Source organism: Streptococcus pseudopneumoniae (assembly GCF_001072665.1).
GTDB classification, from domain to species: domain Bacteria; phylum Bacillota; class Bacilli; order Lactobacillales; family Streptococcaceae; genus Streptococcus; species Streptococcus pseudopneumoniae_S.
This window is the reverse complement of record NZ_JVJI01000036.1, coordinates 1-582: the sequence shown is the minus strand read 5'-3', so window position 1 is coordinate 582 and position 582 is coordinate 1. Positions and strand designations below refer to the sequence as shown.

At 36.3% G+C, this 582-nt stretch carries 2 protein-coding genes; both read right to left on the bottom strand.

The annotated features are described in order from the left end of the window. Positions 1–258: TipC family immunity protein (locus ADH52_RS10835; RefSeq protein ID WP_152903959.1), on the bottom strand; the 258-nt coding region annotated here is incomplete at its 3' end. A gap of 4 nt (positions 259–262) precedes the next feature. Further along, the coding region (locus tag ADH52_RS02610) for a TipC family immunity protein (protein WP_049509928.1) at positions 263–582 on the bottom strand (320 nt) is incomplete at its 5' end.

The window sequence follows — 582 nt, the reverse complement described above, 5'->3', positions numbered from 1 at the left end:
AATACTTATGTCTTTATAACCTTCAGGATGAGTTTGATACTTCCCTGAAGGGGTGTATGCAAAATATTCTCCATCGTTAGGCCAATCGGGTCTGATTTTAAACCCATCTATGTTTCTTAAAATATTATTTGACCGATAGGTTTTCTCCGTCTCCTGATAAATCTCATCAAAAATATTTTTAGGTTGATGGATAAAAAAGTAGAAACAAGATGATACGATTATCACGAATAAGGATACTAAACCGAGTATTTTCTTCATATTATCACCAATTCTCCCACTGCGTTTCAATCTTAACCTCACCATAGTTGCTTGGCGAGTACTTACTGTCATAAATCGAGCACCAATCTTTCAGAACTTTCTGGTTGACGATTTCGTCGTAGTAAGAATCCAAGTCCTTAGCAGTGATACCGTACTGCTCTAGATAGGATTTCACCTGAGCTTCGTCTTCGATATAAGTTTCCGTATCTGCTTTCTTCAAACCTATTTTGACAAATTTTTTCAAAACACGATCCTTACGAATATATTTATTCCATAAGCGAACTCTAACGTTTGGCCCGATTCGCTTTTCAAATGAGATTGAAC